The sequence below is a fragment of the Sulfurimonas sp. HSL3-2 genome (assembly GCF_039645965.1).
Lineage (GTDB): Bacteria > Campylobacterota > Campylobacteria > Campylobacterales > Sulfurimonadaceae > Hydrocurvibacter > Hydrocurvibacter mobilis.
Genome location: NZ_CP147917.1, coordinates 1,312,631 through 1,328,832, shown reverse-complemented (window position 1 = coordinate 1,328,832; position 16,202 = coordinate 1,312,631). Strand labels below are relative to the sequence as shown.

At 43.3% G+C, this 16,202-nt stretch carries 16 protein-coding genes and 1 riboswitch; of the genes, 13 read left to right on the top strand and 3 right to left on the bottom strand.

Annotated elements, in window-relative coordinates:
* Positions 1-7 precede the first annotated feature (7 nt).
* The 12 genes from WCX87_RS06630 to WCX87_RS06575 all read left to right on the top strand — a co-directional run bounded on the left by WCX87_RS06630 (position 8) and on the right by WCX87_RS06575 (position 13,659).
* Positions 8-1,276 (top strand): hypothetical protein, encoded by a 1,269-nt coding sequence (locus WCX87_RS06630; RefSeq protein ID WP_345978655.1) that lies wholly within the window; start codon positions 8-10, stop codon positions 1,274-1,276.
* A gap of 219 nt (positions 1,277-1,495) precedes the next feature.
* Positions 1,496-1,597, top strand: a riboswitch (guanidine-I (ykkC/yxkD leader).
* Between the two features lie 46 nt (positions 1,598-1,643).
* The gene (locus tag WCX87_RS06625) at positions 1,644-2,711 is read left to right on the top strand and encodes a putative urea ABC transporter substrate-binding protein (protein ID WP_345978654.1); all 1,068 of its coding nucleotides are present in this window, start codon (positions 1,644-1,646) and stop codon (positions 2,709-2,711) included.
* Between the two features lie 9 nt (positions 2,712-2,720).
* The gene (locus WCX87_RS06620) at positions 2,721-3,545 is read left to right on the top strand and encodes an ABC transporter permease subunit (RefSeq protein WP_345978653.1); all 825 of its coding nucleotides are present in this window, start codon (positions 2,721-2,723) and stop codon (positions 3,543-3,545) included.
* On the top strand, positions 3,542-4,327 hold the full coding sequence (locus WCX87_RS06615; RefSeq protein ID WP_345978652.1) for an ABC transporter ATP-binding protein: 786 nt from the start codon (positions 3,542-3,544) through the stop codon (positions 4,325-4,327). Before WCX87_RS06620 ends, WCX87_RS06615 begins: the two co-directional genes overlap by 4 nt.
* A complete protein-coding gene (locus WCX87_RS06610) occupies positions 4,317-5,054 on the top strand; it encodes an urea amidolyase associated protein UAAP1 (protein WP_345978651.1) in 738 nt (245 codons plus the stop codon). The genes WCX87_RS06615 and WCX87_RS06610 overlap by 11 nt, the downstream gene beginning before the upstream one ends.
* 10 nt (positions 5,055-5,064) lie before the next feature.
* Positions 5,065-5,685 carry an urea amidolyase associated protein UAAP2 gene (locus tag WCX87_RS06605; protein ID WP_345978650.1) on the top strand — a complete coding sequence of 207 codons (621 nt, stop codon included), beginning with the start codon at positions 5,065-5,067 and terminating at the stop codon, positions 5,683-5,685.
* A gap of 21 nt (positions 5,686-5,706) precedes the next feature.
* Positions 5,707-6,489, top strand: coding sequence for an N-acyl homoserine lactonase family protein (locus tag WCX87_RS06600; RefSeq protein ID WP_345978649.1), 783 nt, complete (start codon positions 5,707-5,709; stop codon positions 6,487-6,489).
* A gap of 93 nt (positions 6,490-6,582) precedes the next feature.
* Positions 6,583-10,182: an urea carboxylase gene (uca, locus tag WCX87_RS06595; RefSeq protein ID WP_345978648.1), complete on the top strand. Its 3,600-nt coding sequence runs from the start codon at positions 6,583-6,585 to the stop codon at positions 10,180-10,182.
* Between the two features lie 11 nt (positions 10,183-10,193).
* Entirely contained in the window at positions 10,194-11,048 is an 855-nt protein-coding gene (locus tag WCX87_RS06590) for a TIM barrel protein (protein WP_345978647.1), read from the top strand.
* On the top strand, positions 11,045-11,932 hold the full coding sequence (locus tag WCX87_RS06585; protein ID WP_345978646.1) for a DMT family transporter: 888 nt from the start codon (positions 11,045-11,047) through the stop codon (positions 11,930-11,932). The genes WCX87_RS06590 and WCX87_RS06585 overlap by 4 nt, the downstream gene beginning before the upstream one ends.
* 10 nt (positions 11,933-11,942) lie before the next feature.
* A complete protein-coding gene (gene atzF / locus WCX87_RS06580; protein ID WP_345978645.1) occupies positions 11,943-13,277 on the top strand; it encodes an allophanate hydrolase in 1,335 nt (444 codons plus the stop codon).
* On the top strand, positions 13,270-13,659 hold the full coding sequence (locus tag WCX87_RS06575) for a hypothetical protein (RefSeq protein WP_345978644.1): 390 nt from the start codon (positions 13,270-13,272) through the stop codon (positions 13,657-13,659). The genes atzF and WCX87_RS06575 overlap by 8 nt, the downstream gene beginning before the upstream one ends.
* A gap of 61 nt (positions 13,660-13,720) precedes the next feature.
* Here the strand turns inward: WCX87_RS06575 and WCX87_RS06570 are convergent, their stop codons facing one another.
* Genes WCX87_RS06570 through WCX87_RS06560 form a run of 3 tightly spaced genes read right to left on the bottom strand, consistent with a single transcriptional unit; the run spans position 13,721 to position 15,322 of the window.
* The gene (locus WCX87_RS06570) at positions 13,721-14,584 is read right to left on the bottom strand and encodes a hypothetical protein (protein ID WP_345978643.1); all 864 of its coding nucleotides are present in this window, start codon (positions 14,582-14,584) and stop codon (positions 13,721-13,723) included.
* Positions 14,581-14,901 (bottom strand): flagellar motor switch protein FliN, encoded by a 321-nt coding sequence (gene fliN, locus WCX87_RS06565; RefSeq protein WP_345978642.1) that lies wholly within the window; start codon positions 14,899-14,901, stop codon positions 14,581-14,583. Before fliN ends, WCX87_RS06570 begins: the two co-directional genes overlap by 4 nt.
* Positions 14,891-15,322 carry a chemotaxis protein CheX gene (locus WCX87_RS06560; protein WP_345978641.1) on the bottom strand — a complete coding sequence of 144 codons (432 nt, stop codon included), beginning with the start codon at positions 15,320-15,322 and terminating at the stop codon, positions 14,891-14,893. The genes fliN and WCX87_RS06560 overlap by 11 nt, the downstream gene beginning before the upstream one ends.
* Before the next feature lie 141 nt (positions 15,323-15,463).
* Between WCX87_RS06560 and WCX87_RS06555 the strand changes: the two genes are divergently transcribed.
* The gene (locus tag WCX87_RS06555) at positions 15,464-16,198 is read left to right on the top strand and encodes a sulfite exporter TauE/SafE family protein (protein ID WP_345978640.1); all 735 of its coding nucleotides are present in this window, start codon (positions 15,464-15,466) and stop codon (positions 16,196-16,198) included.
* Positions 16,199-16,202 lie beyond the last annotated feature (4 nt).

The window sequence follows — 16,202 nt, the reverse complement described above, 5'->3', positions numbered from 1 at the left end:
AGACAGTATGAAATTAGCAAAAATGAGTTTGGCGGCAGCGCTACTATTAGGGGCAAATGTATATGCTATCGATAATGTAAAAGTAAACGGGACGGCAAGTCTTTTTTATGGTAGTGATGCTGTAAATACTAAAGGTGTATCAAATGCGGATATGTTCCATAAAGATGCAAGTTATGCTGATGCAGGATTAACTCTAGGGGCAACAGCTGATCTTACAGAAGGTGTTTCTGCCGGTGCAACATTTCAGGGAGTTTCTACACTTGGCTTAGAAAACAACCTTGTATCTGGTGTATGGTCTGGTGCTCACACTGCAACTGCTAATGGTAGTTCTTATGGTGCTCAAGTAGAGGATGCATCATTTTTCTCTGAAGCATGGATCGCAGGAACTTTCGGTAAGACTACTGCAAAAGTAGGACGTCAATCACTTGATACGCCACTTGCATTTACTGAGACATGGAATATTACTACAAATACTTTTGAAGCAGCAGTAGTAATAAACGAAGATATTCCTGATACTCAAGTAATCGGTGCATGGATCGGTACATCAAACGGCACAGGTGATGATGTCAATAGCAGTCTTAATATCGGAAATGTTACTTCTGTCAATGGAAAATTCAATACATTCGCAACAGATGGTGCGTATGCAGTAGGTGTGATCAATAACTCTTTTGCACCGTTAACGGCAAAAGCATGGTACTACGATGTAACTCGTGTTGCAAAAGCATATTGGCTACAAGCTGATTTAGATATGGACGGTGTTCTTGCCGGTGCACAATATGTAAATATTGACTCTGATGCAACTGGTGCTAAAAATGATTCTGCTTATGGCGTTATGCTTGGTTATTCGATGAAAGATGTCGGAACACTTAAAGTTGCATACTCTTCTGTAGACGATGAAGGAACACTTGGCGTTGCAAACTTGGCAACACGTGGTCAGGCAGCAGGTGCTGCGTCTCAACTTTATACTGAGATGTGGTGGTGGTACGGTACTGTAAGCCAAACAGGTGCTGATACACTCGCTGTTTCTGCAGAGACAACTCTTGCTGATATTGACTTTTTCTTAGGATACTATACATGTGATATTGCTCCTAAAGGGATCACAGCAGGGACTAATAACAGTGTAGATGAAATTGCATTTACTGCAAGTAAGTCTTTTGGCCCATTGGATTCTACTGTTGCTCTTATTCATGATTCATTCGGTTATAAAGGTGGAACATCAATTGGAGATAATGAAGATCTGACTTCATTTCAAGTATATCTTACTTACAACTTCTAATTTAAATGCTATAAACCAACTCCCTTTTTTTTTAGAAAAGGGAGTTCCTATCTTAACTTAATACATAAAATCTTCTAAAAAACAGTGCATTGTTCTATTTTATATCTTTATTTTTCCTTTTTGATTAAAATTTAATCAGTAACTTAATTATCGAGATAATTTCTTCTGGTACAATTATCTGTATAAAACATGACATGAGGTTGAAAGACCTCTAATGCAATAACAGACGACTAGGGTTCCGGCAGAATATTCTGTGTCAGGTCCGAGAGTTGTCGACCTCTTGAATAGGAGGTTACACGGAGGGATAAAAGCCCGGGAGGTTACAACCTCTTGCCGTGTTTTAATTAAACCTATTCAGGAGTCTCAAATGAAAAATATCTTTCAATCCACATCAAAACTCTTAGTTGCCGCAACATTGGTCATGGGTCTAAGTGCATCATCACTTATGGCAGAAGTAAAAGACAAGTTTACAGTCTCTTGGACTATCTATGTCGGTTGGATGCCGTGGGATTACGCTCAGCAAAAAGGCATTGTCGATAAATGGGCTAAAAAATACGGAATCCAAATCGATCTTGTACAGGTCAATGACTATATTGAATCTATCAACCAGTATACGGCAGGTAAATTTGACGGTTGTCTTATGACAAATATGGATGCATTGACGATTCCTGCTGCCGGCGGTGTTGACTCAACGGCACTTATTATGGGTGACTTTTCAAACGGAAACGACGGTATCATCCTTAAAGGCAAAAAGAACTTAGCTGATATCAAAGGCCAGAACGTTAACCTTGTCGAACTTTCTGTTTCACATTATCTTTTAGCACGCGGGTTAGAGACTGTCGGTCTTAGTGAGCGTGATGTAAAAGTAGTAAACACTTCAGATGCCGACATCGTAGCAGCTTACTCTTCTAACGATGTAACTGCATTAGTTCCATGGAATCCTCAATTGAGCGAGATCATGACAAAAAAAGATGCAAATCTTGTTTTTGATTCAAGCAAAATCCCGGGTGAGATCATCGATATGTTAGTTCTTAATACTGAAACGCTTAAAGATAATCCAAAACTTGCTAAAGCATTGACCGGAGCATGGTTTGAAGTAATGGCATTAATGAAAAAAGGCGATACAAAAGCTCTTACATTTATGGCTGAAGCATCAGGTACGGACCTTGCGGGTTATAAAAGCCAGCTAAAATCTACAAAGATGTTCTATGATCCAAAAGAAGCGGTAGAGTTTGCAGACAGTAGTGCATTGCCAAACACAATGAAAAAAGTGAGCGAGTTCTCATTTAATCACGGTCTTTTAGGTGAAGGTGCACCGGATGCAGGATTTATCGGTATGGAATTTCCAAACGGTAAAACATTCGGTGATCCAAAAAACATTAAACTTCGTTTCATTGATACTTATGTAAAGATGGCTGCTGAAGGGAAACTGTAAGGTACTCCTATGAAACGATTTATGAACCTTAGGCCGTCAAAAGTAACGGCCTTTTTTCTAGGATTATTGCCGTTCTTTATTGCCGGAATGTTCTATATCGTGGCATCCGACCTGCGTCTCGCAGAGAACCCAAATGATAAGCTTCTGCCTTCAATGGCAAGCTTTTCAGAAGCTATCGATAGAATGGCTTTAACACCGAGTAAGCGTACAGGTGAGATTCTTTTCATAGAAGATACATCTGCTTCACTTCATCGTCTTGGGCTCGGAATCCTCATAAGTGCTGTCTTGGCAATGCTTATCGGTATTCCTTTAGGATTTATTCCCTTTGTAAGAGCAGGTTTTTCACCGTTTGTCGCGGCCTTTTCTATGGTGCCGCCTATGGCGATACTACCCATACTGTTCATAGTTTTTGGTATGGGTGAGATAGCAAAAGTCGCTCTTATCGTTATCGGTGTCACACCGCTTATCGTGCGTGATCTGCAGCAGCGTGTGGCTGAGATACCGGCTGAGCAGCTTATAAAAGCTCAGACCTTAGGCGGTTCTTCATGGAGTATCGTGGTCCGTGTCATATTGCCTCAGATCTTTCCTAGGCTTCTTGATTCGGTGCGTCTGACGCTTGGAACAGCATGGATATTCCTTATCTCTGCTGAAGCGATCTCTGCGACAGAAGGGCTTGGATACCGTATCTTTTTGGTACGCCGTTATATGTCTATGGATGTAATTTTGCCGTATGTTGCATGGATCACATTCCTTGCATTCCTGTTTGATTATCTACTGAAAAAGCTGACATATAAGCTTTTTCCTTGGTACAGCGCAGGAAAGGATAACGCATGAGTCTTATAACCATAAAAAATCTCTGGAAAGAGTATGGAGACAATGTCGTTTTGGAAAAGCTGAACCTTAATATAGAAGAGGGTGAGTTTTGTACACTGGTAGGACCTTCGGGCTGCGGTAAGACGACTTTTTTAAAGATGCTGCTTGGGCAGGAAACACCGACAAGAGGAACTTTTTTACTTGACGGTAAACCGTTTCCGGATGAGCCTAGTATTGAAAGAGGGATCGTATTTCAGCGTTATTCCGTCTTTGAACACTTGAGTGTACTTGGAAACGTACTGTTGTCTATGGAATTAAAAGAGTCTAAATTTTTTGGAAGACTTTTTGGAAAAAAACGTAAAGAAGCAAAAGCAAAAGCGATGCAGATGCTCGAATCTGTCGGTCTTGGCGATGCAGCTCATAAGTATCCGAGTGAACTTTCAGGCGGGATGCAGCAACGTCTTTCCATTGCACAGTCTTTGGTAATCAAACCGAAGATTCTGTTGCTGGATGAACCTTTCGGGGCACTTGATCCGGGGATACGTGCAGATATGCATCAGCTGATCCTGGATCTCTGGAAGAAGAACAATCTGACAGTCATCATGGTCACCCATGACCTGCATGAGAGTTTCTATCTGGGAAGCCGTCTGCTTGTCTTTGACAAGGTGAGATATGACGAGCAAGCGCCGAATGCTTACGGTGCCCGCATTACCTACGATATTCCGGTAGGCAATGAAAAAGGGGCAATTTTAACAAAAGTTGATAAATCTAGAAAAAAGGAAACTAATAATTATGATAACTGAACATATAAATTTAAAACCCGAATCTATCGTTCTTGATGAAGTTCTTCCGGGAGGCGGAAAATGGTCAAAGATCATTAAACGCGGTCAAAAAATACGTATAAGCACAGAAGACGGGCTTGGCTCACTCTCTGCACTTTTTTACAATGCCGACAATATCGCAGAACGTTTTAACTCTGCTGATACGGTAAAGATACAGTACAACGCATTCTTCGGGAAAGGAAAAGTACTTTATTCGGAATTGGGACATATCCTGTTTTCGATCACTGAAGATACGACTGACGGTCTTTTTGATGCGATCGCCGGGATGAGTAATCCTCGCATAGTCGAAAAGAACTTCGGAAAGGGAAGTTTCAACGATATCCGTAACCGTTATTACAAAAGTGACAGAGAAAACTTTCTTGTAGAACTTGGAAAATACGGTATGGGTAAACGTGACATCATTCCTTGTCTGAACCTGTTTAGAAAAGTAGACGTAAAAGAGGGCAGTAAGCTTGAACTTTCACCAAAACGTCCGATGCCGGGAAGCTACATAGAACTTCGTGCCGAGATGAACGTCCTTTTAGTACTCTCAAACACGCCGCATGTCATGGAGTCAGGTGAGTATGATCCGAGTCCGGTCCAGTTGACTATCTATAATGCAGAACCGGTCACGGCAGATGACTTTTGTATGAACTTTACACCTCAAGCTAAACGCGGCTTTGAAAACAATGCAAGATACTTTGCTTAAGGAGAAGAAGATGAAAAAAGATATTTCAAATGCAATTTATAATGAAAAAATAGCGGCAGGCGTGCCATGGTCTTATGTCGTAAAAAAAGGCCAGACACTTCGCATCGTCGATCTTGAAGGATGTCAGGCCGTCGATACGCTTTTTTATAATGCAAATGATCATGAAGAGCGTTACTCTGCTACCGATACGGTAAGAGAACAAGGCAGTATCTTTGTAACAAAAGGCACGAAACTTATCTCTAGTGATGATAACATTATGATGGAGATCACAGAAGACACATGCGGGAACCACGATACTTTAGGCGGTCACTGTAGTGCTGAGAGCAATACGGTACGTTTCGGTCATGATAAAAAATATATGCACAGCTGTAGAGACAACTACCTTTATGAGATAGGTGAGTTGGAGATGGATCCGCGTGATCTAACAAACAACATCAACTTCTTTATGAACGTACCAGTCGAGGAAAACGGTCACTTGGCGATCGTAGACGGTATCTCAAAGCCGGGTGATTATGTGGAGATGAAAGCAGAGATGGACACTTTGGTACTGGTATCAAACTGTCCGCAGCTCAACAATCCGTGTAATGCATACAATCCGACGCCTATTCAGATGATCGTCTGGGATGCATAATCTTTTATAAAAAGAACAGAGATGACACAAGTAAAAAAATTTTGGCCTATCTTGACCGGGACACATCGTTATGAGAAGACACTTTCTACCCGCGGTCACGGTAAAGGTATCATCATAGATGCACCGATACTGGCGTATCTGATAGAGACGTCTAACGGACGTATTCTTTACGATGTGGGGTGTGATTATAATAAGATCGCAGATGAGAAAAAACGAAAAGCCTTCTACGAACATGAAGGATTTCCTTTCGGACCTCCTCAGATGAGTGAAGAACAGCGTCTGCCAAACAGACTCGCCGAGCTTGGTCTTTTAAAAGAGGATGTGGATGTGGTCTTTTGCGGCCATCTGCATTTTGATCATGCGGGCGGAGTTTGCGAGATGTGTCATGCAGAGGTGCATGTGCATAAAAAAGAGCTTGAAGCGGCCAGAGCGCTGGCAGATGAAGCATATTTTGCAGAAGATCTGGACTGTCCGATCAACTGGCGTATCTATGATAAAGAGTATGACCTTATTGATGGTGTCCGTGCGATAGAGACGCCGGGTCATACGGCAGGACATATGTCTATGTTAATAGAACTCCCAAAAGGAAAACCGATCCTGCTTGCCGGTGATGCCGCAGACCTGAGCGAGAACCTTGAAAAAGAGATCGCACCGGGGCTGTGTTGGCAGGATAACGAAGCGATGGCGATAGAAAGCATACGTAAGCTCAAAGAGCTTGCATATCGGACGGGTGCAGAGATCTGGCCCAACCATGATATGAAATATTTTGAGTCAAAAAACTGTTTTCCAAAGTTTTTTTCATAAGGCCTGAGAAAGCCTATCTTCTCCGTCTCACAAGACGACTTGTGAGATGTAAATAATCGGGACGGCCCGCAAACATAATTCTAAGGACAAAAAATGTTTACAAAAGTACTAATTGCCAATCGTGGTGAGATAGCTTGCCGTGTTATACGTACTCTAAGAAAGATGGGTATCAGCTCTGTCGCTGTTTATACGGCTGCAGATGCAGATTCATTACATGTAAGCCTTGCCGATGAGGCATATTTCATAGGTCACGGCGTTGCAAGTGAGAGTTATCTAGATACGAAAAAGATCCTTGAGGTCGCTAAAGAGAGCGGTGCAGAGGCGATCCATCCCGGATATGGTTTTTTAAGTGAAAATGCAGCGTTCGCACAGGAGTGTGAAACAGCGGGCATCAGATTTATCGGGCCGAGTACGGAACATATGAAGCAGTTTGGTCTTAAACATACGGCACGTGCACTCGCTGAGCAAAACAATGTTCCCCTCCTACCTGGTTCTTCAATCCTTGCAGACCTTGAAGAAGCAAAAAAAGAGGCGACACGTATCGGTTATCCGGTTATGCTAAAAAGTACGGCTGGCGGCGGCGGTATCGGTATGCAGCTGTGTTATGATGAAACTGAACTATGCAGTGCATATGAGTCGGTTAAACGTCTGAGTGAGAATAACTTCTCAGACGGAGGGATGTTCTTAGAAAAATATGTCGCATTAGCTCGCCATATCGAAGTACAGGTATTTGGAGACGGTAAAGGCTTCATAGCAGCTTTGGGTGACAGAGACTGTTCCGTTCAGCGCCGTAACCAAAAAGTGATCGAAGAGACTCCTGCTCCGGGAATATCGGATGAGACCAGAGAAGCGTTGTATGCAGCGGCTGTCGCTCTTACATCATCTGTGGCTTATCTTTCAGCCGGAACGGTAGAGTTTGTCTATGACACGACTACTGACGAGTTCTATTTTCTTGAAGTAAACACACGCCTTCAGGTCGAACACGGTATCACCGAAGAGGTCACTGGTGTCGATCTTGTCGAGTGGATGATCACTCAGGCGTATGGAGAAAATCCGGCACTTTACGAGTATGTCCATGCACCAAAAGGGCACTCTATACAGGTACGTATCTATGCAGAAGACCCGTCTAAAAACTTTCAGCCGAGTTCAGGCGTACTGACTAATGTGAAGTTTGCAGAGGGTATCAGATGCGACACATTCATCGAGACGGGACTTAATGTCTCTGCATTTTACGATCCGATGATCGCAAAACTTATCATCAAAGCAGATGACCGCAAGGAAGCACTTGTAAAGATAGCCGAGGCGATAGACAACACGGCAATAGACGGTATAGAGACAAACCTGCGTTATCTGGGTGCTATCGTAAAATCGGAAGTGTTTAAAAACGCACAGCAGACGACAAAATATCTGAACAGTTTTGAGTTTTCTACAAGCAGTATAGATGTTCTTCGTCCGGGTACGCAGACGACTGTACAGGATTTCCCGGGACGTACAGGGTTTTGGGATATCGGTGTACCGCCTTCAGGGCCATTTGACAACTTCAGTTTCCGTTATGCCAACCGCATCGTAGGAAATGATGAAGCGGCTGCGGGCTTAGAGATCGCTATTGCAGGACCGACACTTCGTTTTAATTCAGATACTGTTATCGCTCTATGCGGTGCAAAGATAGATGCTTCCCTAGAGGGCGAGACGATCGCTATGAACGAAGCCGTACATGTGAAAGCAGGCAGTACGCTTAAACTTAAAAAAGTCCATGCACAAGGGTTTAGAACATACCTTGCGGTTCGCGGCGGTTTTGATGTGCCTGAGTATCTGGGAAGCCGTTCGACGTTTACACTCGGACAGTTCGGCGGGCATGCAGGACGTACGTTAATATCGGGTGACGTACTGCATATCGGCAGTCTCATAAAAGGTGAAGCGGCAGACAAAGTGGTGATCCCTCACAAAGAGTTTAAGAACAGTTGGGAGATAGGGGTACTTTACGGACCTCACGGTGCTCCTGACTTTTTTACCGATAACGACATCAAGACATTCTTTGAGACTGAGTGGGAGATCCATTACAACTCAAACAGAACGGGTATCCGTCTCATCGGTCCAAAACCTGAGTGGGCGAGAACATCTGGAGGCGAGGCGGGACTTCACCCTTCAAACATTCATGATAACGCATATGCTATCGGTGCAGTGGACTTTACGGGAGATATGCCTGTGATCCTTGGACCTGACGGTCCGAGCCTTGGTGGTTTTGTGTGCCCGGTGACGATAATCAATGCGGAACTGTGGAAAATGGGTCAGCTTCGTGCGGGCGACAGAGTGAAATTCGTTCCTGTGGAACATGAGACAGCGCAAGAGATGATCAAAGCACAAGATGATGCAATCAATGGACTCAAAAGCTATGATGAAGCAGTTTTCTTAGCACCTAAGCCGATAGGTTCGCCTATCCTTTACAGCGATGAGGGGGAAAAAGATCTTCCTGCTATCGTCGTTCGTCAATCGGGTGACAGCAATCTTCTAGTCGAATACGGTGAGATGGAACTCGATATCAGTTTGCGTTTTCGCGTGCATGTATTGATGGAAGCATTGAAAGAGGCAGATATAGAAGGTGTTACGGATATAACACCGGGCATCCGCTCTTTACAGATCCATTTCGAACCTAGAGTATGTGACCGTGCGGCACTCATCGAGAGATTAAAAGAGATAGAGCTCACACTTCCTTCAGTCGATGATATCGAGGTCCCTGCACGTATCGTGCATCTACCGCTTTCATGGGATGATGAGTCGACACGTATAGCGATCGACAAGTATATGAGAACTGTCCGTCCTGATGCACCGTGGTGTCCTAGCAACATCGAGTTCATCAGACGTATCAATGGACTGGGTAGCATAGAAGAGGTCAAAAAGATCGTCTTTGGAGCAAACTATCTTGTAATGGGGCTTGGAGATGTCTATCTTGGTGCTCCTGTTGCGACACCGCTTGACCCTCGTCACCGTCTTGTAACGACAAAATATAATCCTGCACGTACATGGACGCCGGAAAACGCCGTAGGAATCGGCGGGGCATACATGTGTGTCTACGGTATGGAAGGACCTGGAGGTTACCAGTTCGTCGGACGTACGGTACAGATGTGGAACCGTTACCGTCAGACAAAAGATTTTAGTGCGGGTAAACCATGGCTTTTAAATTTCTTTGATCAGATCAAGTTCTATGAGGTCAGCTCAGACGAACTTCATCAGATGCGTGAAGATTTTCCAAGAGGGCGTTTTAACCTCAAAATCGAGGAAACGACGTTCAGTCTTAAAGCGTATAAAGAGTTCTTAGAGCAAAACGACGATTCGATCCAGACATTTAAAAAGACACAGCAGGACGCTTTTGAAGAGGAGCGCCAGATGTGGGAACGCACGGGTCTTGCTAACTTCAGGACTGAGAGCGCAGATGTTGAAAAACAGAATATGGAGCATATCGAGATCGGTGAGAATGCCGAGGCAGTCGAGTCTCCTGTTCAGGGAAGCCTGTGGAAAGTGATGTGTAAGCTCGGTGATGTGGTAGAAGAGGGTGAAGTTCTTGCGATCGCGGAATCGATGAAGATGGAAGTCGATATCGAAGCACCTGAGCACGGAAAGATCACACAGGTCCTTTGTCATGAAGGCGAAAATATTCAAGCAGGCAAGATGCTGTTTGTTATCGAGCCTTTGTAAAAGAAGAGAAGATGAAAGTAGAGAATTTTAAGACCATGTGGGGATTTACGGGAGACTTTGAAACTGCCTGTAAAGAGGTAAAAGAAGCAGGTTTTGAAGGGATCGAAGGAAAAGTGCCCCAAGTGTCGGAAGAGAAAGCACGTTGGAAAGAATGTCTAGAGAAGTATGATCTCGCTTTCATAGGCGAGATCGTGACGGGAGGCGACTATGTCCCCTCACGTCATCATACTTTGCAGGGGCATATCAACGATGTCGAAGAGGCTATAAAGAACTCTTTGGAACTAAACCCTCGTTTTATGACCTGCATAGGCGGATGTGATGCATGGAGCCAAGAGCAGAGCATAGAGTTTTTTAAAAGCTCTATGGAGCTGGCAAAAAAGTATAATATAGAGATCTCTTTTGAGACGCACCGCAGCCGATCTTTGTTTACTCCCTGGATGACAAAAAGTATAGTAGATGCGATCCCTGAGATCAAACTGACACTCGATATGAGCCACTGGTGCGTGGTCTGCGAACGTCTGATGACTACGGAACTCGATACTATGAAAGCTATCGCAGCAAACGTGCACCATATCCATTCCCGTGTGGGTTATGCACAGGGTCCTCAAGTGCCTCATCCCGGAGCACCTGAATACAAAGAGGCTTTACTTTCTCATCAAGAGATATGGGAGATCGTTTGGGATGCGCAAAATGTAAAAGGGATGCAGATCACAACGATGACACCGGAATTCGGACCTGACGGATATCTGCATACTCTCCCTTTTACGAATGCCCCGATCGCCGATCTATGGGAGATCAACTGCTGGATGGCAGAGACTGAGATGAGACATTTCAATACTTACGCTGAAAAAAAAGGACTATTATGAGAGCGCATCTTCCTGTTTTTGTACTGCTTGGAGCCTCTGTACTGTGGGGTCTTACATGGCTGCCGCTTAAAGCTATAAACGAGATGGGTATTGACGGGATCGGACTTATCTTTTTAGCTTACGGTATGCTGGCTCTTGCATTGACTCCGCTGCTGCTTAAACAGTTCTCTTTATGGAAAGGGCATAAAAGGATAATGCTTTTGATCGCACTTTTTGGCGGCGGGGCGAACCTTGCTTTTACTTATGCTCTCATCAACGGTGAAGTGATCCGTGTGATGGTGCTTTTTTACCTGCTGCCTGTATGGGGAGTAGCGGGAGGACGCTTCTTTTTAAAAGAGGAGATAGACCGTTGGCGTTATCTGGGTGTTTTCTTGGCTATAAGCGGAGCTTTCTTGATTCTGGGTGGTTTTGACGTACTCGATTCTCCGCCGTCATGGATCGACCTTATCGCTTTGGCATCGGGTCTTTTCTTTGCTATGAACAACCTGCTTTTTCGTGCAGTTCAAGCCGTACCGGTCGGATCGAAAATAGGCAGTATGTTCTTTGGCTGTTTTGCTCTTGCGGGGATGTTCTTACTTGCAGGCATAGAACAGTTTCCTTTAGGCATCGGCGAAAATGCATGGCTTATGCTAGTGATGTATGCACTTTTCTGGCTGCTTTTAGCAAATATAGGCTCTCAGTGGGGAGTGACGCATATGGAAGCAGGGCGTTCATCGATCATTATTATCTTGGAACTTATCACTGCGGTTATCTCGGCGACATTGATCGCGGGTGAGACGATGACGTACGTCGAATGGACGGGCGGCGCGCTTATTATGATGGCGGCTTTTATCGAAGCGTTTCGTACAAAAGATGACGAAATACCTCTAACAACTATTGACTAAAGGAAAACAAATGAATATCTCTGATCTAAAAAAATCATATATAAATAAAACACTTACTCCAAGAGAGTTGATGGCACAGATAAAAAAGCGTATAGAACAACACAGCGCTAATCCTATCTGGATACATATACTAAGTGACGATGAACTTGAACCATACCTTCAAAGACTTGAAGCGTGCGAACCCTCTTCATTGCCTCTTTACGGGATCCCTTTTGCCATTAAGGACAATATCGACCTTGCTGGTATACCGACAACGGCAGGGTGTCTTGATTACAGTTATATGCCTGAAAGATCGGCTTTTGCCGTAGAGGCTCTCATAAAAGCGGGTGCTATTCCTGTAGGAAAGACGACTCTTGATCAGTTTGCGACGGGACTTGTAGGGACACGTTCTCCTTTTGGGGCTTGTCAAAACAGCATCGACCCTAAGTATATCTCCGGCGGTTCGAGTTCGGGAAGTGCGGTAAGCGTCGCTTTAGAGATGGCAGCATTCTCACTTGGAACGGACACTGCGGGATCAGGACGCGTACCGGCTGCTTTTAACAACCTTGTAGGGCTCAAACCCTCTAAAGGAGTGCTCAGTACATCGGGTGTAGTGCCTGCATGTAGAAGTCTAGACTGTATCTCAATCTTTGCAAAAAGCACTGAGGATGCTCAAAAGGTGTTTGACGTCGCGGCTTCTTTTGATGAAGGCGATCCATACAGCCGTAAGATGCCTGAGATGCAAAAAAGTGTGCCTTCAAGCTTTCGTTTTGCCGTTCCAAGAGCCGATCAGCTGAAATTTTTCGGTGACGTTGAAGCAGAGGAGCTTTTTTATAAAGCGGTTCAAAGATTTGAAGAGATGGGCGGAACCGCGGTCGAGACCGATTTTTCGCCTATGCTTGAAGCGGCAAACCTGCTTTACTACGGACCTTGGGTGGCTGAACGTTACGTAGCCGTAAAGGATATGATAGAAAACTCTCCCCAAAGTCTTATAGATGTCACTCGTACGATCATTGAGTCGGGAAAAAGTAAGAGTGCGGAGGATTACTTTAATGCAGAGTACAAGCTAAAAGCCTACAGACGTAAAGCGGATATCGTGATGGAAGACATCGATTTTGCATTGACTCCGACGACGGGGACTATCTATACGATAGATGAAGTAAACGCCGATCCGATACAGCTGAATTCTAACCTCGGATACTATACAAACTTTATGAATCTTCTGGACTTCTCGGCTTATGCGGTTCCTGCCGGTTTTAGAAAAAACGGTCTGCCGTTTGGTATTACACTGTTTGCAGAGGCTTTTGAAGATAGAAAACTGTTACAGATAGGGGAAAATTATATGCAAAGGGGCAGTGATGTCTAAAACTATCAAGATCGCCGTATGCGGCGCACATATGAGCGGACTGCCGCTTAACCATCAGTTGACCGAGCTGGATGCCCGTCTTGAAAAAAAGACATTGACAGCCAAAGGTTACCGCCTTTACAACGTGCCTGAAAAAGTACCGCCTCGTCCCGGAATGATCCGTGATGAGACAAGCGATGCATCATTGGAGCTTGAAGTATGGGAGATGCCTTTGGAAAACTTCGGTGCATTTATGATCCAGATCGCATCGCCGCTTTGTATCGGGACTGTTTTTTTAGAAGACGGAAGCAGTGTTTACGGGTTTTTATGTGAGAACAATGCTCTTTTGGGCGCAGAGGAGATCACGAAATACGGAGGCTGGAGAGATTATCTGGCTAGATAGATCTTTGTAGAAAAATACTTTACATGTAAGCTCTACATGTAAAGTATTCTGGGATTAAAGATTAAACGTCATACGCTATGGAAGCGGCTTTTTCCTTGTATGTCTGAAAAGGTTCTTTTTCTTTGTTGTTGTTTAGCTGCAGCAGCTCTGTAAGTTCTTCATTACGAGATTTTAGTATCTCTTCAAACTCATTATTTGTGACAGGCTTATTGTCTTCAAACTTATCAAGAAGTATATTGTCGTTTCCTGCTAGGATAAGGTAGCTTAGATTTCCGTAATCGACCATGATCACTCTGTTTACTTGATCTATCTGTTTTGAAAAGCGGATATTTACATCCTCTTGGTTCTCATCTTTAGGATTGAACAGCCAAGATTTTCTCGCAGGTTTAATCATACCGGGACTCTTTTTAGCGTTTGTCGCATTTGTTATCTTTCTTTTTAGATAGTACACAAAGACAAGGCTAGCCAGTAAAACCGCTATGACTATATAGTATCCTGTTGAGATCTGAATATCTTTTTTTGTCGGTAAAGCAGAAGTTGCAGTCGTCCCGGCAGCTTGAAGTGCCGGAGCCGCTTTGTTAAATCTCAAACGCAGACCGTAAGCATCTGCGGTCTTTGATGCTTGAAGTTGTACATCTGTCGGAACATAAGCGACTATCTGCGTATAGTTCGTTACCGGTGTGATGGTCAGTTGTGTCAGGTACTGAGATGAGAGTTTTTTTATTTTTTGAGACTCTATGGTCGCATCATCAAGTTTGATTATGATCTTCGAGTTTTGTGTCTGCTGGCTTATGACACCGTCATACGGAGTATCAAACGTAAACATCACATCGACTCTGTCGCTTCTGTCATATACGTTGTAGCTTAGTATCTTCGATGCAAAAAGTGCCAGCGGTATAAACAGTAAAAAGAGTATCTTCTTCATAATCGTTCCTTCGACAGATGGTATAAGACGGCACTGGAGTTTAAGATCTCGTTAATACGGATAGCAAGGTTCTTTTCATATACCATGACTTCACCTTTTCCCAAGATACGCCCGTTTACATAAGACTCCACACTCTCTCCGGCAGGTTTTTTCAAATCGATGACAGAACCTTTTTCAAGTTTAAGTATATCACCGATACTAAGCTCCGTTTCACCAAGATCAGCGACGAACTCGACCTCCATATCCAGCAAACCCTCATAGTTCATCCATGAAAGTTCTTTTGTCTCATCGAATTCAGTTTCATCGTTATGCGGCATCGTTTTCCTTGATCGCTACTAGTATATTTGTGTCACCTATACTGATATTTACTTCAGAATCATATGGATAGTTAAAGTCATTTATATCTAAAAAGACCGGAGTCCTTATATCAAACTTCTTTGCTCCATTTTCTTCTTGAGCTATCACTTTTGCACTTCCTACTATCATATTTGTCATCTCTAACAACATATCTTTGAGTGTCTCTTCATCACAATCATCTTCAAAAAGAAAAATTTCACACAGTGTCTGCAGCAGTTCTGTCGGCGCTGCAACATACACTTTATGCGTGTTATTGTTCTCCAATATGTTTATAGAAGCAATAAACATTCTCATTTTGGGCATCTCATCTGATAATGAATAAGGTTTTCTTATTTGATGCTCACAAAAGTTTGTAGCTGCTTTAGTGATGGTAGATAACATTTTTTAATCCAATATACAAAATTTAGTAGATTATACGTTATACAAACCTAAAAATAAATTAATACAGTGGCTCTCTATGTATCTTCGTAAGCAATTCTTGGGTATAATCGGGCGAAATTTGAACCAATATAAAGAGTATTGATGCTTGAACTTGTTTTCCTTGGTAGTTTTGTCGGATTGCTATCAGGTTTCTTTGGTATCGGCGGCGGGACGATCTTAGTGCCGTTACTTTTGTTTCATGGATTTGATATGAAGACCTCTATCGGTATCTCAGTCGTTCAAATGGTTTTCAGTTCCATTTATGGAAGCTATTTAAACCTGAGAAAAGGTACTCTAGATGTAAAGATGGTCTTTATAATAGGTGCCGGAGGTTTTGTCGGTGCTCTTTTTAGTGGTATGATAGTTGCAAATGTAGATGCAATAATACTACAGGGTATCTTTTTGGCATTTACGGTCTTTGCACTTTTAAGGCTCTTCTTTAAAGTAAAAGAACATAGAAGTCAAAAAACGGTCAATCCGGTGATACTCTTTATAATAGGATTTCTTTTGGGAATGTTCAGCGTTTCCATAGGGGTCGGGGGATCAGTTTTACTTGTTCCGATATTAGTCGGATTCTTACATGTAAAGCTTAAAAATGCGACATCGGCGGGACTCTTTTTTGTAGTCTTTTCTTCGATATCGGGTTTTATTTCCCAAAGTCTGCACGGAGTCATAGACTTCCATAGCGGCTTGATCATAGGTATAGCATCACTGGTTGGTGTATATTTCGGTGTTATGCTGAAACACTCTACGAGCGAATCTTTGCAAAAAGACCTGCTTGTGCTATTTTACATAGGTGTTGTCGGCTATTTAACTTATAGAACATTTTTTTTATAGAATA

Excerpts from the sequence above, each read along its gene's own strand:
- WCX87_RS06615 (WP_345978652.1), top strand. The coding sequence starts at position 3,542 with ATGAGTCTTATAACCATAAAAAATCTCTGGAAAGAGTATGGAGACAAT.
- WCX87_RS06620 (WP_345978653.1), top strand. The coding sequence starts at position 2,721 with ATGAAACGATTTATGAACCTTAGGCCGTCAAAAGTAACGGCCTTTTTT.
- atzF (WP_345978645.1), top strand. The coding sequence starts at position 11,943 with ATGAATATCTCTGATCTAAAAAAATCATATATAAATAAAACACTTACT.
- WCX87_RS06575 (WP_345978644.1), top strand. The coding sequence starts at position 13,270 with ATGTCTAAAACTATCAAGATCGCCGTATGCGGCGCACATATGAGCGGA.
- WCX87_RS06590 (WP_345978647.1), top strand. The coding sequence starts at position 10,194 with ATGAAAGTAGAGAATTTTAAGACCATGTGGGGATTTACGGGAGACTTT.
- WCX87_RS06585 (WP_345978646.1), top strand. The coding sequence starts at position 11,045 with ATGAGAGCGCATCTTCCTGTTTTTGTACTGCTTGGAGCCTCTGTACTG.
- fliN (WP_345978642.1), bottom strand. The coding sequence starts at position 14,901 with ATGCCGCATAACGATGAAACTGAATTCGATGAGACAAAAGAACTTTCA.
- WCX87_RS06555 (WP_345978640.1), top strand. The coding sequence starts at position 15,464 with ATGCTTGAACTTGTTTTCCTTGGTAGTTTTGTCGGATTGCTATCAGGT.
- WCX87_RS06605 (WP_345978650.1), top strand. The coding sequence starts at position 5,065 with ATGAAAAAAGATATTTCAAATGCAATTTATAATGAAAAAATAGCGGCA.
- WCX87_RS06560 (WP_345978641.1), bottom strand. The coding sequence starts at position 15,322 with ATGTTATCTACCATCACTAAAGCAGCTACAAACTTTTGTGAGCATCAA.
- WCX87_RS06625 (WP_345978654.1), top strand. The coding sequence starts at position 1,644 with ATGAAAAATATCTTTCAATCCACATCAAAACTCTTAGTTGCCGCAACA.
- uca (WP_345978648.1), top strand. The coding sequence starts at position 6,583 with ATGTTTACAAAAGTACTAATTGCCAATCGTGGTGAGATAGCTTGCCGT.
- WCX87_RS06610 (WP_345978651.1), top strand. The coding sequence starts at position 4,317 with ATGATAACTGAACATATAAATTTAAAACCCGAATCTATCGTTCTTGAT.
- WCX87_RS06570 (WP_345978643.1), bottom strand. The coding sequence starts at position 14,584 with ATGAAGAAGATACTCTTTTTACTGTTTATACCGCTGGCACTTTTTGCA.
- WCX87_RS06630 (WP_345978655.1), top strand. The coding sequence starts at position 8 with ATGAAATTAGCAAAAATGAGTTTGGCGGCAGCGCTACTATTAGGGGCA.
- WCX87_RS06600 (WP_345978649.1), top strand. The coding sequence starts at position 5,707 with ATGACACAAGTAAAAAAATTTTGGCCTATCTTGACCGGGACACATCGT.